The following is an 18,049-nucleotide window of genomic DNA, read 5'->3' as shown; positions in this document are numbered from 1 at the left end:
TCAAATGACAGCAATCGACAAAAATATGATAGAATAAGGGAATATACTGTGCGAACATCCTTCGTGCCATCTCTTCTAAGAGGCAGGTGATTCCCGTGAGACAGACCAAAGCTATCATTATCGCATTATTGCTATTAATCATAACGTTCCCCCTCGCATCAGCCCAAGCGCATGCGGGCATGTTCGATCGGCTGAAGGACATATACGAGGTGCCGGATAAGCTGGCCGAGCTGAAAGGCCAATACGAGTCCACCAAGCAGATGCTGGAGGGACAGCTTGAAGCCCAGCGCGAGCAGCTGGAGCTGACCCGTCAGCAAGCATCGGACTTGCTGGCTCAGCAGGAAGCGCTGCTTGCCCAGCAAGAGGGCCTGCTCGCCGAGCAGGAACAACTAATGAAATCTAACGAGACGCTGAAATCGGAGAATCAGGCGCTTATCGCCCAGATGGAGGCCGCGGAGGCCAAGAAGCAATCGTTGTACAATAAGGCTATATTCGCAGCTGTACTGTTGATTGCCCTAATCGCGGCTTATGCCTTGTCGGTCAGAATCTGGCGCTTTGCCGTCTGGCGCAAGCAAAGACGCGGCGGCCACGGCCATGAGGCTATGCTGCCATGAAGATCGCCACGCCTTCGCCGATCGGCTATGTGCGGGTGCAGCTGGATGAAGGAGATGCACTGCATGTGCTTCATCCCAAGTCTATCGTGGCGTATCAAGGCGATCCGCGCAGCCGCGAGGACCGCTTTATGGATATCGGAGGCGCTTACCGGAAGAAGAAGTGGATTCGATCGCGCCTGCAAGGGACAAGCGAATTTCTGCTTGGCCTTCCTCCCGGCTGCTCGCTGGAGACCATCGATATACCGGCGGATAGCAGCCTGCTGTTCGACTTCCGTCATGTGGCATTGTTCTCCGACGGAATGACGTTCAGGAGCAAGATTCTGAAATGGAAGACCGCCTGGATTACGAGAGAGCTGATCCGGATTAAATTCAGCGGCCCGGGCACGCTCGGCGTGCTGACCGCAGGCGACCTGGCTTCCATCCAGCTTCATCCCGAACGTCCTCTCTTTGTCGACAAGAGCGCGCTGGTCGCTTATCCCGAGGATGCGGAGATCAAGCTGTCCGTCTACGGCAACTCGCTTGCCAGCCAGCATATGAACGTGCAATGGGAGCTGAGGGGGAATGGCCCTGTGCTCATCCAGACCGGCTCGCGCGACACCGGCTTGCAGGACAAGCTGACGGGCGACGGCTGGTTCAAGCGGCTGCTGCGGGAAGTGCTTCCGTTCGGAAGCGTATATATCAAATAGCGGACTCCAATCCATCATCTCTGCAAAAGAGGTGGTGGATTTTTTGCATGGAATGAATAATAATGTTCTACATCAAAGTGTAAGCGGTTCCAAATAATTAAATCGATTCAAAGTGTGGGAAAGGGGAAAACGGAATGTACAAGGTGCTGCTCGTCGATGATGAGGCGGATGTGAGGGAGGGGCTGCTGGGAGAGATCGATTGGCAGAGGCACGGCTTCATGATTGCGGGTACGGCGGAAAATGGGCAGGAAGCGCTGGAGTTATGCGAGCGGCTTGCGCCGGACGTCGTGATTACGGACATCAGCATGCCTTTCATGAACGGGCTGGAGCTGTCCCATTGGCTGCGCCAGCACCAGCCGCTGGTGAAGATCGTTATATTGACCGGCTATGATGAATTCGATTACGCGAGGCAGGCGGTGCGATTAAGCGTAGACGAATATTTGCTTAAGCCCTTTTCTTCGGATACGTTCGCCGAATTGCTGGATAAAATCAGGCGCCGGATTGAGGATGAGGCGGCGGAGCGCGAGGATATGCAGCGGCTGAAGGAGCATTACCGCACCAGCTTGCCCTTGCTTGGCGAAGGCTTCTTGGCATCGCTCCTTACGCGCAAGCTGTCCAGATCGGTCATTGAGGAGAAAGCGCAGAGCTACGGCCTGCAGCTGAAGGGGACAGGATATGCTGCGGCGGTGCTGGCGCTTCATCAAGGCGAGGATGGCGAATATGCCGCCGAGCCGGATTCGCTGCGGAGCTCCGGCGATATCGAGCTGATGCTGCAAGCGATGCTGAATATCGCCAGGGAATGGTGGAGCGCGGCACAGCTCGGCAGCGCGTTCATTCACCAGGAGAGCGTGGCGCTGATCGGCATCGACACCGATGGCGAGGGGAGCGCATGGACAAGGCGAATGGGCGAGACGCTGGACAATATTGTGCGAAGCATCCGCCTCTATCTGAAGCTGTCGACAACGATCGGCGTCGGTTCTGTCGCGGCGGATTTATCTCATTTGAAGGATTCGTATTCGGATGCTCTGCTTGCGCTGGACTATCGGCTTGTGGTCGGCACCGGTAAAGTAATCTACATAGGCGATATGGAGCATCGCGGGGCCCAGAAGCTGCGCCTTGACGAGTTGAAGGTTGGGGCGCTTGTCCGCAGCCTGAAGGTCGGCACGCCGGAGGAGCTGCGTGAAGCTGTGGCGGCGGTCTTTGCGGAGCCGGCCGGGTATGCCTGTGCCTATGGGGATATACAGGTCTATCTGCTGGAGGTCTGCACGGCGGTATGGCGTACCGCCCAGGATGCGGGAATAGCGCTGGACGAATTGTTCGGACAAGGCTTCCAGCTTCATATGGAGTTATTCCGGCTGGCGGGACTGCTGGAGATGGAGCAATGGTTCCATGACGTATGCCTGCGCATCATGCAAGCGATCGCGAGCAAGCGTCAATACACCTACAAGGATATGGTCGAGAAGGCCATTCATTATACAAAGGAGAACTACGGCGATCCGAGCCTGTCCATTCAGCAAGTATGCGCCATGCTGCATATTAGCGCAGGCTATTTCAGCGGGGTGTTCAAGAAGGAGACGCGCATGACATTCGTGCAATATCTGATGCATATTCGCATGGAGGCGGCTATGGCGCTGCTTCGAGAGACGGAGCTGAAGGCATTCGAGATTGCGGAGCGGGTCGGGTTCGCTGATCCCAATTACTTCAGCTTCTGCTTCAAGAAGCGGCTTGGCATATCGCCGAAGGAATACCGTAGCCGCCTTGAGACGGGCAGCGGAGAGCTTCTCTCATGAAAAGCGCGTGGATGCGGATCATGCGCGGACTGGGGCTGCAGCATTGGCGGGACCGCTTCCGGACCAGCAGCATACAGTCGATCATAATGTGGTCGTTCTCGCTGTGTCTGCTGTTTATCGTCATGCTGGCCGCTTTTTTGCTCTATAACAAGTTTTCGCGTTCGGCAGAGGAGAATGTGCTGCTCGGTACAAGCCAGATCGTGGACCAGGTCGGCTACAATCTGGAGGATTATGTGGACGGCATGTCGCAGCTGTACCGGACGATTGAGCAGCATATGCTCGTCGATGCATCCTGGGATGATGAACAGGTCGCCCAGCAGCTTGATATTCTGATGAGCAGCCGGGATGACATCGTGTCGATTGCGTTGTTCGATGCTCAAGGGGAGCTGCTGCGCAACCATCCTGCGGTCCCTGTCCGCCCAAGCGCCCGCGTATCGGCGCAAAGCTGGTTCCATTCCGCGATGCGGGTATCGAATCATCTCAGCTTCTCGCTGCCCCATGTGCAGAATCTGTACGACGGCACGTACAAGTGGGTCGTCTCCATGAGCAAGGGGCTGACGATTCAGAGGGACGGCCAGCCAATGAATGTCGTTCTGCTCGTAGATATCAATTTCAAAAAAATCGACGAGCTCAGCAGCCGGATCAGCCTGGGCAAGCGCGGGTATGTCTACATCATCGACGAAGGCGCGGGCAATATCGTCTATCATCCGCAGCAGCAGCTGATCTATATGGGCCTGCGCAATGAAAGCGTCGAGAAGGCGCTCACGTCAACTGGCAGCTACATCGACAAGGCGGATGGCGTCAAGCGGCTTAATACTGTCAGGTCGGTCTATAATATCGGCTGGAAGGTCGTCGGCGTCGCTTATCTGGACGAAATGATGACGACGAGGGAAGAGATGAATCGTTACTTGATCCAGGTGGCGGCGATCGTTCTCGTATTGTCGATCTTGATCTCCATGCTGCTAGCTTCCATGCTTGCCCGTCCGATCCGGCGAATGGGCGCTACGATGAAGGCTGTGGAACGCGGGGACTTCGGCGTTGAGCTGCCGCTGCGCGGACCGCTGGAGGTCGTGCAGCTGTCCAGCCGCTTCAATCTGATGCTGGATAAGATCCGCGGACTGATGCGGCAAATTATCGTGGAGCAGGAATCGAAGCGGAAGTACGAGCTGGAGGCGCTGCAAGCGCAGATTAATCCGCATTTCCTGTACAACACCCTGAATTCGGTCGTGCGGATGGTCGGCATGAGCAAAAACGAAGATATCATTACGATGATTACGTCGCTGTCGAAGCTGTTCCGCATTAGCCTTAGCAAAGGACGCACCGTGATCCAGGTTAGCGAGGAGCTGGAGCATGCGAGGCATTACCTGACGATTCAGCAGATGAGATTCAAGCGCAAGTTCAAGTTCGAGCTTGAAGCGGAGGAAGCGGCCCTGGATTGCTACACGCTGAAGCTGGTGCTGCAGCCGCTGATCGAAAATGCGATTGTTCACGGCATTGAATATTTGGTTGATGAAGGATCCATTACGATCCGGGCGAGGCTGGAAGGAGAGACGCTTGTGCTGGAGGTAGCGGATAACGGAGTCGGCATGTCGCAGGAGCAGGTCGACGGATTGCTGGAGCCGGGGCCGTCCCCGGTCGAGGAAGGCTCGGCTGGCGGCGGATCGGGAGTAGCGGTACGCAATGTGCATGACCGCATCCGGCTCTATTACGGGATGCGGTACGGATTGTCCTATAGGAGCGAACGCGAGGAAGGCACGGTGGTTCAGATACGAATGCCTGCCGTGCGCAATGCGGAAGGAGATGGCAGCCATGAGGAGTAGCAATCGCCAGCAAGAATGTCGCGTCCTGTGGCGTCGACTGACGGTTCTTTTGCTTATCTCCGCGCTATGGATCATGGGAATGGCCGGGTGCTCTTCCTCCGAGATTGATTCTGCCAGACTTGAGCCGCGTACGATCGCGTTAATTGCCCCTGTTCATGCGGAGGAGCAGGGGGATGCGATGCGGCTGGGGGCGGAAGCTGCGGCCAAAGAGTACGGCTACCAGCTGCAATACGCCTCTTTCAAGCCGAATGAGGACGCGGGCGAGCAGCTTGCTGCCGCGCTGCGCATGGTGGAGGGGGGAGCATCCGCCATTCTGATCGATCCGGCGAATGAAGGAGTGCTGGAGGAGCTGGCGGCGGCAGCATCGGCTCGCAACGTGCCGCTTGTCGCGCTTAATGACGAGCGGCTGGTCAAGGGCGTGCAAGGCGCCATTACAGTGGATCATGTGGAAGCCGGGCGGCAAGCCGGGGAGGCGTTGGCGAAGCTGATTGGCGATGCGGGTTCGGTCGCCATCATGCGCTCCGATCGCACGGACCCCGATCTGGAGCTTCGGGAGGCGGGCATCCGCGAAGCGCTCGCCCGGCACCCCTCCATCCGCATTGTCGAGAGCGCCAGCTGCGGCAATCTGCGGGACGCTTGCTGGAATGCGGCGAAAGGCATGCTCGACGCATCCCATATCGACGGAGCTATCGCGCTGGAGTCCGGCGCATCGCTTGGGCTTGCGGATGAAGCCAAGCGTCGGAGCGAGGCGGGCAGACTCAAGATCGTGGCATTCGGCAGCCAGGTCGAGCAGCTGTCCCTGCTGCAGGACGGCGTCATCCATCAGCTGGTTGTGCAGAATGACTTCAGCTTCGGCTATATCGGCCTGGAGCAGGCGGTATCGGTTCTCTCGGGCAAGGAGACGCCGGGAAGTCCGACGATGCTGGAGACGAAAGTGGTCAACGCGGACAATATGTTTTGGATGAACAATCAGAAGCTGCTTTTTCCGTTCGTCCAGTGATGAGGCGACAGTGTGAAGTGATGAGAATTTTGCTAGAAGACATGAGAATATTGAATTCGCTTGCACAGAGGGATCAGGCATAATGACCTTAGCGGCGGATGCAAGGGCAGCAAATTCCCGGCGGATCCGCAGAATGAAATGGAATGGGGGCTATGGGATGAAAAAAACAGGATGGGCGATGCTTGCGATGGCTACGATGCTTGCGATGACGGCTTGCAGCGGAGGCGGTAAGGAGTCGTCCGGCGGGGCGAAAATGGGGGTAGCGATCTACAAGTTTGACGATACGTTCATGACGGGCGTACGGAATGCAATGTCGGCGGCAGCCGAGGGCAAGGTTACGCTGGACATTGTCGACAGCCAGAACGCGCAGCCGACGCAGAACGAGAAGGTCGACCTGTTTATCTCCAAAAAATATAAAGCCATGATCATTAACCCGGTTGACCGCACGGCGGCAGGCGTCATCATCGATAAGGCGAAGGGCGCGGACATTCCGGTTGTATTCCTGAACCGCGAGCCGATCGCGGAGGATATGAACAAGTGGGATAAGGTGTTCTACGTTGGAGCCAAGGCCGAGGAATCCGGCACAATCTCCGGGCAGCTGCTCGTTGACTATTGGAAAGCGAATCCGGGGGCGGACAAGAACGGCGACGGCAAGCTGCAGTACGTCATGCTGCAAGGAGAGCCGGGCCATCAGGATGCGGAGCTGCGGACGAAGTTCTCCGTGCAGGCGATTCAGGATGCAGGCATTGAGGTCGAAGCGCTTGCCGAAGATACGGCGATGTGGGACCGCGTGAAGGGCCAAGAGAAGATGCAGGCATTCCTTGCTTCCCACGGCGACAAGATTGAAGCGGTAATCGCGAACAACGACGACATGGCGCTAGGTGCAATCGAAGCGCTTAAGGCGGCGGGTTACTTCACAGGCGACAAGTATATGCCGGTTATCGGCGTAGACGCTACGGCTCCGGCGATTCAGGCGCTTGAGGACGGCACGCTGCTCGGCACGGTGCTGAACGATGCGAAGAACCAAGGCGCGGCATCCGTTGCGCTGGCGGATGTGCTGGCTAAGGGCGAGACACCGACCAAAGACAATACGGGCTATGACATTACGGACGGCAAATATGTCTGGATCGCGTACAAGAAAATTACGAAGGACAATGTAGCCGACGCAAAATAAACGGCAGTAGGGAAGGGGCAACGGCATTCCATGGCGTTGCCCCTTTCGCATCACGAAGACGGCATAAGTATGACTGATGTGGAGGGAAGGCAATGACAGAGACATTAACAGTGACACCCCCTTATGTACTGGAGATGCGCGGCATATCCAAAGCTTTTCCCGGCGTGCAGGCGCTGAGCGGTGTGACGCTGAAGGTAAAGCCGGGGACTGTGCACGCGCTGATGGGCGAGAACGGCGCCGGGAAGTCGACGCTGATGAAATGCCTGTTCGGCATCTACAAGCCGGATGAAGGAGAGATCATGCTGGATGGGCAGAGGGCGGCTATCAGCAGCTCCAAGGATGCGATCGCGCACGGCATCTCCATGATCCATCAGGAGCTGCATCCCGTGCAGCATCGCAGCGTGATGGAGAATATATGGCTCGGCCGGTTCCCGATGTTCTGGGCGGGTCCGTTCCGGCTGGTGAACGAGAAGCGGATGTATCAGGATACGCTGAACTTGTTCCGCGATCTGGATCTGGACATCGACCCTAAGGCTCGGACGGGCTCGCTGTCCGTCTCCAAAATTCAGTCGCTGGAAATCGCGAAGGCCGTATCGTTTAATTCCAAGGTGATCGTCATGGATGAGCCGACTTCGTCGCTGACCGGCAATGAGGTGGAGCAGCTCTTCTCGATTATTAACCAATTGCGGAGGCGCGGCGTCTCGATCATCTATATCTCGCACAAGATGGAGGAAATTCTGCGGATTTCCGATGAAGTGACGATTATGAGGGACGGCTGCCTGATCGGCACCTGGCCTTCGCCTGCGCTGACGACCGACTTGATCATTACCCGTATGGTGGGCCGGGACCTGAAGGAGCGATTCCCGCAGCGGACCCATATCCCCGGCGCACCGCTGCTTAAGGCAGAAGGGCTGAGCTCCGTGAATCCGAAGTCGTTCCAGGACGTCTCCTTCGAGCTGCGACGGGGTGAAATATTGGGGCTTGGCGGACTGGTCGGCGCACAGCGGACGGAGCTGGTCGAAGCGCTGTTTGGTCTGAGGGGCATCGCCTCCGGCAAGCTCAGCATCGACGGGAAGCCGGTGCGGATCAAATCTCCGTCGGATGCGAAGCGGCACAACATTGCGCTATTGACTGAGGAGCGGCGCGTGACGGGCATTTTCCCCGTGCTGTCGGTATATGAGAATACGATTATCGCCAATCTGTCCAGGTACCGGAACCGGCTTGGACTGCTCGATGAACGCAAGGGCAGAGAAGAAGCGGAGCGCAATGTGGAACTGCTGCGGACGAAGACGCCTTCCGTCAATACGTTAATCCGCAATTTGTCCGGCGGGAACCAGCAGAAGGTGCTGCTCGCCAGATGGCTGCTCACGGAGCCGGATATTCTGCTGCTGGACGAACCGACCAGAGGCATCGATGTTGGGGCCAAGTTCGAGATTTATACCATCATTGCAGGGCTCGCGAAGGAAGGCAAAAGCATCATTATGATTTCGTCCGAGATGCCGGAGCTGCTCGGCATGTCCGACCGGATAATGGTCATGAGCGAAGGCCGGGTAACGGGCATTGTAGAGGGCAAGGGAGCCACTGAGGCGGAGATTATGCGGCTCGCCGCGCAGCAGCGCACGACGGAAGCAAAGGGGAATAGCCATGAACTTACAATCCAATTTTAAGGTGAGAGAATATATGGCGCAGCGCGCTATCTTCATGGTGCTGATTGCGCTTGTCGTCGGCATTGCGATTGCCGACCCCAACTTTTTGGCGTTTTCGACGCTCCGGGATATATTGCAGCAATCATCAACAAGGTTAATTATTGCGCTGGGCGCAGCATTCATCCTCATTACAGGCGGCGTAGACTTGTCGGCAGGACGCGTCGTGGGCCTGACCGCAGTTATCTCGGCTTCCATGCTGCAGATCGATACGTATGCGAACCGTTTCTTCCCGGACCTGCCGCAGCTATGGGTCGGCATTCCGATCGTAATCGGCATCGTCGCGGGGCTTCTGGTCGGATTAATTAACGGCATTATTATTGCCAAGCTGCATGTGCCGCCGTTCATCGCGACGCTGGGGACGATGGTCGGCATCTATGGCGTAAACTCGATCTACTTCGATATGGAGCCGAACCAATCCCAGCCGATCGGCGGTCTGCGCAAAGATTTTACCCAGTTCGGATCGGGCTACATCGATCTTGGCGGGGGTTATTCCATTCCGTATATCGTGCTGATCGCCATTGCGGTCGCTTTAATCTGCTGGGTTATTTTCAACAAAACCCGCTTGGGCAAAAACATGTACGCGATCGGCGGCAATGTGCAAGCCGCTCATGTATCCGGCATTAACGTAGCGCGCAATCTGATAATGATCTATGCCATTTCTGGCGCTTTGTACGGCCTGGCGGGGGTGCTCGAAGCTGCCCGCACCGGCGGCGCTACGAACAACTACGGTAATATGTACGAGCTTGATGCGATCGCGGCCTGCGTCGTCGGGGGCGTCTCTACGGCAGGCGGCATCGGCACCGTGCCGGGCGTTATGGCGGGGGTGCTCATCTTCGGCGTCATCAACTACGGCTTGACGTTCATCGGCGTCAGCCCGTACTGGCAGCTCATCATCAAAGGCCTAATCATCGTATCGGCTGTCGCATTTGATATTCGCAAATATATGGCGAAGAAATAGTTTCGTGTGGAAAGGCGTCCTTCTGTCGGTTATCCGGCGAGGGGCGCATTTTTATTTTGCAAGGACGGTTGGGTCTGTGGTGAGAGGAATTAGGGGTGTGAGGCGGCGTTGCAGGTGGAAAAACTTCGAAAGGGGTGGAATAGGGATGTGTGGAGGCGTTGCAGGCTTGAATACCTCGAAATGAGTGGAATAGCGCCGTGTGGCGACGTTGCAGGCTTGAAAACCTCGAACTGAGTGGAATAGCGCCGTGTGGCACCGTTAGGAGTTCAGTTAGAGGGTAATTAGAGGAATTAGCGCCGTGTGGCGGTGTTGCAGGTTTGAAAACCTAGAAATGAGTGGAATAGCGCCGTGTGGCGGCGTTAGAAGTTCAGTTTGAGGGTAATTAGAGGAATAAGCGCCGTGTGGCGGCGTTAGAAGTTCAGATAGAGGGTAATTAGGGGAATTAGCGCCGCGTGGCGGCGTTGCAGGTTTGAAAACCTCGAAATGAGTGAAATAGCGCCGTGTGGCGGCGTTGCAGGCGGAAAAGCTCCGAAATGAGTGGAATAGCGCCGTGTGGCACCGTTAGAAGTTAAGTTAGTGGGTAATTAGAGGAATTAGCACCGTGTGGCGGCGTTGCAGGCTTGAATACCTCGAAATGAGTGAAATAGCGCCGTGTGGCACCGTTAGAAGTTAAGTTAGAGGGTAATTAGAGGAATTAGCGCCGTGTGGCGGTGTTGCAGGTTTGAAAACCTAGAAATGAGTGGAATAGCGCCGTGTAGCACCATTAGAAGTTCAGTTAGAGGGTAATTAGAGGAATTAGCGCTGCGTGGCGGCGTTGCAGGCGGAAAAGCTCCGAAATGAGTGGAATAGCGCCGTGTGGCGGCGTTAGAAGTTCAGATAGAGGGTAATTAGGGGAATTAGCGCCGCGTGGCGGCGTTGCAGGTTTGAAAACCTCGAAATGAGTGAAATAGCGCCGTGTGGCGGCGTTGCAGGCGGAAAAGCTCCGAAATGAGTGGAATAGCGCCGTGTGGCACCGTTAGAAGTTAAGTTAGTGGGTAATTAGAGGAATTAGCACCGTGTGGCGGCGTTGCAGGCTTGAATACCTCGAAATGAGTGAAATAGCGCCGTGTGGCACCGTTAGAAGTTAAGTTAGTGGGTAATTAGAGGAATTAGCACCGTGTGGCGGCGTTGCAGGCTTGGATACCTCGAAATGAGTGAAAAAGCGCCGTGTGGCACCGTTACAGAGACGGAACTAGTGTGATAAAAGAAAAAAGCGCAAGCGGCACCGCTATACGCTTGCCCTAGGCAGGGGCAGGGGCGGCGCCGCTTTTGATATGCGTTGCGAATTACGATTTGCTGGACGCTGCCAAGCATCTAATGTGCAGCCAGGCAAGTGGCCGGCATTTTATTCCTCGTATCGCCGGAGCACGATGACTGCGTTGTGTCCGCCGAAGCCGAAGGAATTGGACAAGCCGACTGTCAACGAAGCTTGGCGAGCTGCGTTCGGCACGTAGTCCAGATCGCAATCCGGATCGGGCGTCTCTTGGTTGATCGTCGGCGGAATGATGCCTTCCTGGAGGCTCTTCACCAGCGCGATCGCTTCTGCGCCGCCAGCCGCTCCGAACATGTGGCCAATCATGGATTTGTTGGCCGTCACAGGGATGCTGCGCGCATGTTCCCCGAACAACCGCTTGATCGCGGCTGTCTCGGAGCGGTCGCCAAGCTCGGTGCTAGTCGCGTGCGCGCTGATGACGTCGATGTCCTCCGGCTGCAGTCCGGCGCTGCGGATCGCCTGCTTCATCGCAAGATAAGCGCCCGCTCCCTCCGGATGGGTGGCGACGATATGATAAGCGTCGGAGCTTGCTCCGTATCCTATGACTTCTGCTTGGATGCGAGCGCCTCTGCGCTGGGCGTGGGAGAGCGACTCCAGCACGACGATTCCGGCTCCTTCTCCGATGACGAAGCCATCGCGTCCGGCGTCGAATGGCCTGCTCGCCCGCGTCGGATCATCATTCCGCGTCGATAGCGATGTCGCATTGCCGAAGCTGGCGAGGGAAATATCGGTGATGGCGGCTTCGGCTCCTCCCGCTACCACTACATCGGCTTCGCCGGAGCGAATGAGTCGCCATGCTTCGCCAATGGCCGTGTTCCCGATCGAGCAAGCGGTGACGGGCGACAGCGTAGGTCCAGTAAAGCCGTAGTGAATGCTGATCGAAGCCGCGGCCATATTGGAGATCATCATGGGCACCAGCGTGGGGCTGACCCGCTCAGGCCCACGCTCCGCCAGCAGCTTGGCCTGCTCAAGCAGAGTACCGATGCCGCCGATGCCGGAGCCCACATAGACGCCGATCCGTTCCTTGTCGGCGGCCTGAAGATCAAGGCCTGAATCCAGCAGCGCATCCTCCGCAGCGGCAAGCGCGAATTGCGTAAAGCGATCCATACGCCGGGCTTCCTTGCGGCCGAATCTCCCTTCCGCGTCGAAATCTTTTACCACTCCGGCAATTTTCGTTTTATGTCTGGACGTATCAAAAGCATCAATAACGCCAATGCCCGACTCGCCCCGAACCATCCGCTGCCAAAAGGTCGCTGTGTCGTTGCCGAGCGGCGACAGCACGCCCATTCCTGTAATGACGACTCTTTCCATCTATCTCATCCTCCTTGGCTTGTTGCTGAATTGAACCTAGTTTGTCATAGAATTTATCCTGTTACCAGTTTTCGTTTATACTAGTATAAGCAGCACCAGGATAATAGCTTGGAGGAATACAAGATGAATTCAGAGGGCAGGTTGCATGCTTTATCCGAGTTTTTGAAAACAAAGCGGTCCATGCTAAGGCCGGAGTCAGTCGGCATGCCGTCGGGCTCCCGGAGAAGAACGCCGGGGCTGCGGCGAGAAGAGGTTGCCCAGCTCGCGGGCGTCAGCTTGACCTGGTATACGTGGCTGGAGCAGGGACGAGATATTCGGGTATCGCCCTCTGTCTTGAACAGTGTAGCCAAAGCGCTTCAGCTTAATGAGGACGAACGCAAATATATGCTGACGCTGGCCATGGATCCCGATGCCGAGCAGGGAGAGTCGGATCATGCTTCGCCCGCTGTCCCGGCTTCGCTCAAGTATATTATCGATGAGCTTAGACATTGCCCTGTTATTGTGTCTGACCGACGGTGCGGCATCGTTGGGTGGAATGACGCAGCCGCATATGTATTTCTTGATTTTGCCGAGATTCCGGCGTTGGAGCGCAACATGGTGAAGCTGCTGTTCGCAAGAAAAGAGCTTCGCCGGCTTGCTGCCAACTGGGAGCATTTCGCTGGCGGTTTCCTTGCGATGTTCCGGGCATATTACGGCCAGTATGTGAAGGACGAATGGTATGAGCAATTCATTAACGAGATGAAGGAGAGCTATCCCGACTTCACCCGTCTATGGGAGCAGGGCGGGGTGAGCTACGCGCCGGAGGTATCGCTCGAATTCCGCCATGCCCAGGCTGGCAAGATGCTGTTCCGCCTGACTTCGATGCAGGCACAGGGAGGATCAGAGCTGCGATGCAGCATCTACACCCCGGCGCCGGGCTCCTCTACAGAAACGAAGCTAAGGCAATGGCTTGCCCGCAAGGAAAGTCATGACAGCGACGAATGACGCAGAGCATGTCATGAGACAAGAAAATAATGCGCCGGACTGCATGCGCCGGCACATCATTTTTTTGAGCTGCAAAGCGGTTAGCGCATGTCGATAGATCCGCTAGGTTGAGGTGAATAGCTGTTGATTGGCAAGGATGACGGCATCATTAACGAAGCTGACCGCGAATTTCTCCGCCCTTACGAGCACGAACGTTCATATAAGCGGTTCATACAGCAGCGTATTCTTCAAAAGATGGAGCATCCTGTTTCCTGTATCCGAGGCTTGAATGGATTTTCATAGACTTCATAATTAGAGCTGTTTTTATTCGCGCTCTTCAAAAGGTATAATGGTGTAGAAATCGTATAGCTGGGAGGAGAATCGTTATGAAGTATAGACGTTTGGGCAGTACGAACCTGAATGTGTCGGTGATCGGCATCGGGACATGGCAGTTCGGCGGAGAGTGGGGCCGCGAATATACGCAAGCGGAAGCGGACGCGATTCTGGATAAAGGGCATGAGCTAGGCATCAATCTGATCGATACGGCTGAATGCTACGGCGACCACCTGTCGGAGAGCTTGATTGGCGATTATTTGAGCCGGAGAAACCGCGAGGACTGGATCGTCGCGACAAAGTTCGGCCATCACTTCCATAACCTGTTCACGCGTACGGATGTATATGATGCCGCAGGCGTGACCGCTCAGCTCGACGCGTCGCTGAAGGCGCTGAAGCTGGATTACATTGATCTGTATCAATTCCATTCCGGACCGGATTCCGCGTTCGACAACGATGAGCTGTGGACAACGCTGGACAAGCAGGTGCAAGCGGGCAAGATCCGCTTCCTTGGCACATCGATCGGCAAAAATGACAATCTGCATCAGACGGATGCATCGACAAGCGTGAATTCCCGCACGATTCAGGTCGTATATAACCGCTTGGACCGCAAGCCGGAAGAGCAAGTCTTCCCGTCCTGCGAGCGCCAGGATCTGGGCGTGCTCGCCCGCGTACCGCTGGCAAGCGGCTATCTGAGCGGCAAATACAAGCCGGGGGCTGTTTTTGCGAACAATGATGTGCGCCATCGTCATGATGCCGAAGCAACGCGGCAGAAGCTGGAGGAAGTGGAGCGCATCGCCCGCGAGGAGGTGCCGGCAGGCGTCGATATGGCAAGCTGGGCGCTGGCATGGTGCTTGAAGCACCCTGCAGTCACAACGGTAATACCGGGCTGCAAGGATCCCGCTCAGGTTGAATCCAATGCGCGGGCGGCGGAGCTGCTGACGGAGCCTCATCCGCAGGACGCTGCTGGAAAGTAAGCAATGGGATTAGGGTTGCAGCGGCAGCCCTGCCGCCCGGCTCGAACGACATAGCAGGCAATAAGGTTAAGACGTCTTCAATGCCATAGTTCATGTGGCGGCGAAGGCGTTTTTTTGATTTCTGAAACGATCCAACCGTTGTGGGCAACCGAATGGACGAGACTGCAAATGGGGGAATGAAGTCATATGAATGACAAGGGTGATGGGAAGGAGAACGGCTTTTTTTATACCTTCCTTTAACTCAATAAATAGACTATAATACTTGCTGAATCCGACACGTATCGACACAGAACGCGGGAGGGGGTCGCGACGATGAGGCTGAGGACGTACTTCTCGTTATCGTTTGCTTTTCTAATCATCGTAGTCATTGTCTCCATGAGTGTAGTCATCAGCCAGAGAACCAGCCGCGAGGTCAGGGAGGAGATAGGCGGTTCGCTTGCCGCTCTTGCCTATCAAATGTCCGACAAGCTGGATTATTATATGTGGTCGCGTTATAACGAGGTATTGCTGTTAAGCCATTTGAAAGCGCTGCGATTTCCTTCCGATCTGGAAGAGGTGAGCGGGCTGCTGCATGAGCTGAATCATAATATACCTTCATTTTCATGGGTTGGCTTGTCCGATCCTGACGGAAATATCCTTTCCTCTACAGGGGGCATTCTGGTAGGAAGCAGCATTGCCGAGCGTCCGGTCTACAAGAAGGCGCTGGAGAAGCCGTTCATTGGCGATGTGCACGATGCTGTGCTTCTATCGGAGCTGCTGCCTAATCCTACAGGCGAGCCGTTAAAGTTCGTCGATATCAGTACGCCGTTGTTCGATGATAACGGGAAGCTGACTGGCGTATTGGCAGCCCATCTGAGCTGGGAATGGTCAAAAGAAATTAAAAGCTCCGTGCTGAAGTCGCTGCAAGGCGACAGCAAGAAGGAGATCGACGTATTTATTTTAAGCGCTATAGACGATACGGTGCTGCTCGGTCCGGAATCCTGGCCGGGCAAGAAGCTATCGCTTGAGGACTTCGATGAGTATAACGGGGCCAACGAATGGGCGGTTCTGCAATGGCCGGACGGACGCGAGTATTTGACGGGCTTTGCGCAAGGATCCGGCTACAATAACTATCCCGGACTGGGCTGGAAAATCGTTGTGCGCCAGCCTGCCGACGTTGCTTTTGCTCCGATACACGCTTTAATCTGGGATGTTGTCGTGCTCGGGATTGTGCTGATCGCGTTGTTTACCGTATTAGCCTGGGTATTCGCGGGAAAAATCTCGAAGCCGTTATCCCGCATCGCCGAAGCTGCGGATCGTTTGCGCTGGGGGGAAAAGACGGAAATTCCGCATGCGCGGGGAATTAAGGATATCGAGGTGCTGTCCAGCTCGCTGCGCGGGCTTATTGCAGAGCTGACGGCTACGGAGTCTGAGCTGGTCAAGATGGAGGATCAGGCTCATCGGGACAAGCTGACCGGCTTGCTGAACCGCTCCTCGCTGGAGGCCATTGTCGGGGGCGCGATCAGGCAGGCGGAAGAAAGGCTGGGCGCACTTGCTTTTCTCTATTTGGACCTGGACGGGTTCAAGGGAGTCAACGATTCCCTCGGGCACGATGCGGGGGATGAGCTTCTTCGCCAGGCTGCAGCGCGCATCAAAGATAGCATTACTGTGCAGGGCCATGTGTTCCGCATGGGAGGAGACGAATTTGTAGTGGTGCTGGCGCTTCCCTTGCAAGGAGCGCTGCTGGAGGCAAGCGAGGTTGCGACCGGCATCCTGGAAAGCCTGCGCGAGCCGTTCGAGTTGGAGGCCGGCATGGCCAAGGTGAGCTGCAGCATCGGAGGGGCGATGTGGCCGCATAACGGGACGGATCCGCTGCAGCTGCTGAAGCTGGCCGACCAAGCGTTGTACGCTTCCAAAAGCAAAGGAAAAAACAAGCTGACTTTTGCCATAACCGAACATGCTTCTTAGGGAAGGCGCCTAGCGATAGGCGTCTTTTTGCACCGGTCCCTTTTCGATATTTTTTTTACAGTAGCGGCCGAGAAATTATGCTATATTTGGGTTGTCGTACCGTTATAACGAATGTTTTGCAGAATAGTCGTCAAGGGGGCCCCTATGGAACACTTTCTCAAAGACTTTCTATTGAATGTGCTAATTATTTCATCCCCGCTCGCGCTATACCCTTTCCTGTACAGGCTGAGACACCGACTGATCTATTACCGCTCTCTGATGTTCTTTATTTTTGCGCTGGCTCTGATTGTAACGATGTGTTTCCCTGTCAAAATCATTGGCTTCAACTACGACTTCCGATCCATACCGCTAACGATCGGCTCCTTGTACGGAGGGGGCGCCATCGCACTGTTGCTCTATGGCACGCTAATTATGACCCGTTATTTGCTGGACAGCCCCGATAACTTGCTCTACGCCCTCTCCATATTGCCCACCTACCTGATCGTCTACATCGCCATTCGGAAATTCCAGCAAGCCTCGCTCGTCTGGAAGCTTGCGTGGGCGGTCATCCTCAGCATCCTCATTAAGCTAATTACTCTCATTCTGTTTCTCACTATAACCAATCAGTATTCATATTTGCTGAATCAGCCGCTGCAATTGTTGACCACTTATGCCATGCAAGCTCTAATCGTTGGTGTGACGGTCTATGCGATTGAGTTTTTGAACAGGCACTATCATATGCAGGAAGAAGTGGTGAAAAGCGAGAAAATGCGCCTTGTCAGCGACATGGCGGCATCTGTAGCCCATGAAATCCGCAATCCGCTCACAGCTGTTCGGGGCTTTATTCATTTGTTAGGCTCTCCCGGCATTCAAGCGGACAAAAAAGAATTCTATAAAAATATCTGCTTCTCAGAGCTCGACCGGGCCGAGCATATTATTGCAGATTATTTGTCGCTCGCCAGAACCGACCCCGAGCTGATGGAAGCGATAAATGTGAATGTCGAGGTCGAATATTTGTCTAACATTTTGCTCACCTACGCAAATTTCAATAATGTTAACCTGTCGGTGCAGCTGGCGAAGGGGGACGCTCCGCTGACGATGGGCGACCGGTATAAATTCCGGCAAGCGCTGATCAATATTGGGAAGCACGCGATTGAAGCTATGCCGAACGGCGGTATGCTGGAGCTTGCGACGGAATGCCGCAACGATATCGCGACGGTCACGATCCGCGATACGGGCAGCGGCATGACAGGCGATCAGCTGAAGCGTCTGGGGACGCCTTATTATTCGACCAAAGAGAAAGGGACGGGGCTTGGCATGATGATTTCCTTCAGCATTATCAAAAAAATGAACGGCAAGATCGATGTGAGAAGCGAGGTTGGCAAAGGAACGAGATTTACGCTTGCTTTTCCGCGGCATAAGCCGGTGACGATGGGATAGAAGGACTCTGGATAAAGAGGTTCTATGGAAGAAGAGTAA

13 protein-coding genes are annotated in these 18,049 nt (G+C 55.4%); 12 read left to right on the top strand and 1 reads right to left on the bottom strand.

Annotation, left to right across the window (positions count from 1 at the left end):
• The first annotated feature begins 95 nt into the window (after window positions 1-95).
• From D3P09_RS12305 to mglC, 8 genes are all read left to right on the top strand, one after another.
• On the top strand, window positions 96-614 hold the full coding sequence (locus D3P09_RS12305) for a hypothetical protein (protein ID WP_120110145.1): 519 nt from the start codon (window positions 96-98) through the stop codon (window positions 612-614).
• Window positions 611-1,300, top strand: a complete 690-nt coding sequence (locus tag D3P09_RS12300) for an AIM24 family protein (RefSeq protein WP_120110144.1) — start codon at window positions 611-613, stop codon at window positions 1,298-1,300. Before D3P09_RS12305 ends, D3P09_RS12300 begins: the two co-directional genes overlap by 4 nt.
• Window positions 1,301-1,434: 134 nt before the next feature.
• Window positions 1,435-3,090, top strand: coding sequence for a response regulator (locus D3P09_RS12295; RefSeq protein ID WP_120110142.1), 1,656 nt, complete (start codon window positions 1,435-1,437; stop codon window positions 3,088-3,090).
• Window positions 3,087-4,910 carry a cache domain-containing sensor histidine kinase gene (locus D3P09_RS12290; RefSeq protein ID WP_120110141.1) on the top strand — a complete coding sequence of 608 codons (1,824 nt, stop codon included), beginning with the start codon at window positions 3,087-3,089 and terminating at the stop codon, window positions 4,908-4,910. The genes D3P09_RS12295 and D3P09_RS12290 overlap by 4 nt, the downstream gene beginning before the upstream one ends.
• Entirely contained in the window at window positions 4,900-5,910 is a 1,011-nt protein-coding gene (locus tag D3P09_RS12285) for a substrate-binding domain-containing protein (protein WP_120110139.1), read from the top strand. Before D3P09_RS12290 ends, D3P09_RS12285 begins: the two co-directional genes overlap by 11 nt.
• A 157-nt stretch (window positions 5,911-6,067) precedes the next feature.
• Complete coding sequence (locus tag D3P09_RS12280; RefSeq protein WP_120110806.1) at window positions 6,068-7,084, top strand: galactose ABC transporter substrate-binding protein; 1,017 nt, start codon at window positions 6,068-6,070, stop codon at window positions 7,082-7,084.
• Window positions 7,085-7,176: 92 nt separating this feature from the next.
• Window positions 7,177-8,751 carry a sugar ABC transporter ATP-binding protein gene (locus D3P09_RS12275; protein WP_120110138.1) on the top strand — a complete coding sequence of 525 codons (1,575 nt, stop codon included), beginning with the start codon at window positions 7,177-7,179 and terminating at the stop codon, window positions 8,749-8,751.
• Window positions 8,729-9,748, top strand: a complete 1,020-nt coding sequence (gene mglC / locus D3P09_RS12270) for a galactose/methyl galactoside ABC transporter permease MglC (protein ID WP_120110136.1) — start codon at window positions 8,729-8,731, stop codon at window positions 9,746-9,748. The genes D3P09_RS12275 and mglC overlap by 23 nt, the downstream gene beginning before the upstream one ends.
• A gap of 1,384 nt (window positions 9,749-11,132) precedes the next feature.
• On the opposite strand, the gene fabF is transcribed toward mglC, so the two are convergent.
• On the bottom strand, window positions 11,133-12,371 hold the full coding sequence (gene fabF, locus D3P09_RS12265) for a beta-ketoacyl-ACP synthase II (protein WP_120110134.1): 1,239 nt from the start codon (window positions 12,369-12,371) through the stop codon (window positions 11,133-11,135).
• 123 nt (window positions 12,372-12,494) lie between these two features.
• On the opposite strand from fabF, the gene D3P09_RS12260 reads away from it, so the two are divergent.
• The 4 genes from D3P09_RS12260 to D3P09_RS12245 all read left to right on the top strand — a co-directional run bounded on the left by D3P09_RS12260 (window position 12,495) and on the right by D3P09_RS12245 (window position 18,010).
• Window positions 12,495-13,355, top strand: coding sequence for a helix-turn-helix transcriptional regulator (locus tag D3P09_RS12260; RefSeq protein WP_120110132.1), 861 nt, complete (start codon window positions 12,495-12,497; stop codon window positions 13,353-13,355).
• Window positions 13,356-13,720: 365 nt separating this feature from the next.
• Complete coding sequence (locus tag D3P09_RS12255) at window positions 13,721-14,644, top strand: aldo/keto reductase (RefSeq protein ID WP_120110130.1); 924 nt, start codon at window positions 13,721-13,723, stop codon at window positions 14,642-14,644.
• Between the two features lie 312 nt (window positions 14,645-14,956).
• Window positions 14,957-16,591 (top strand): sensor domain-containing diguanylate cyclase, encoded by a 1,635-nt coding sequence (locus D3P09_RS12250; protein ID WP_120110128.1) that lies wholly within the window; start codon window positions 14,957-14,959, stop codon window positions 16,589-16,591.
• Between the two features lie 144 nt (window positions 16,592-16,735).
• Complete coding sequence (locus D3P09_RS12245; RefSeq protein ID WP_165867413.1) at window positions 16,736-18,010, top strand: ATP-binding protein; 1,275 nt, start codon at window positions 16,736-16,738, stop codon at window positions 18,008-18,010.
• Window positions 18,011-18,049 lie beyond the last annotated feature (39 nt).

Source organism: Paenibacillus pinisoli (assembly GCF_003605435.1).
GTDB classification, from domain to species: Bacteria; Bacillota; Bacilli; order Paenibacillales; family Paenibacillaceae; genus Pristimantibacillus; species Pristimantibacillus pinisoli.
Note: the sequence above shows the minus strand (reverse complement) of the source record. Positions and strands in the feature narration are given on the sequence as shown.

Bases quoted from the DNA above. Each gene is read 5' to 3' on its own strand.
- D3P09_RS12255 (WP_120110130.1), top strand. From the start codon at position 13,721: ATGAAGTATAGACGTTTGGGCAGTACGAACCTGAATGTGTCGGTGATC.
- D3P09_RS12290 (WP_120110141.1), top strand. From the start codon at position 3,087: ATGAAAAGCGCGTGGATGCGGATCATGCGCGGACTGGGGCTGCAGCAT.
- fabF (WP_120110134.1), bottom strand. From the start codon at position 12,371: ATGGAAAGAGTCGTCATTACAGGAATGGGCGTGCTGTCGCCGCTCGGC.
- D3P09_RS12300 (WP_120110144.1), top strand. From the start codon at position 611: ATGAAGATCGCCACGCCTTCGCCGATCGGCTATGTGCGGGTGCAGCTG.
- D3P09_RS12285 (WP_120110139.1), top strand. From the start codon at position 4,900: ATGAGGAGTAGCAATCGCCAGCAAGAATGTCGCGTCCTGTGGCGTCGA.
- D3P09_RS12245 (WP_165867413.1), top strand. From the start codon at position 16,736: ATGGAACACTTTCTCAAAGACTTTCTATTGAATGTGCTAATTATTTCA.
- mglC (WP_120110136.1), top strand. From the start codon at position 8,729: ATGAACTTACAATCCAATTTTAAGGTGAGAGAATATATGGCGCAGCGC.
- D3P09_RS12260 (WP_120110132.1), top strand. From the start codon at position 12,495: ATGAATTCAGAGGGCAGGTTGCATGCTTTATCCGAGTTTTTGAAAACA.
- D3P09_RS12250 (WP_120110128.1), top strand. From the start codon at position 14,957: ATGAGGCTGAGGACGTACTTCTCGTTATCGTTTGCTTTTCTAATCATC.
- D3P09_RS12280 (WP_120110806.1), top strand. From the start codon at position 6,068: ATGAAAAAAACAGGATGGGCGATGCTTGCGATGGCTACGATGCTTGCG.
- D3P09_RS12275 (WP_120110138.1), top strand. From the start codon at position 7,177: ATGACAGAGACATTAACAGTGACACCCCCTTATGTACTGGAGATGCGC.
- D3P09_RS12295 (WP_120110142.1), top strand. From the start codon at position 1,435: ATGTACAAGGTGCTGCTCGTCGATGATGAGGCGGATGTGAGGGAGGGG.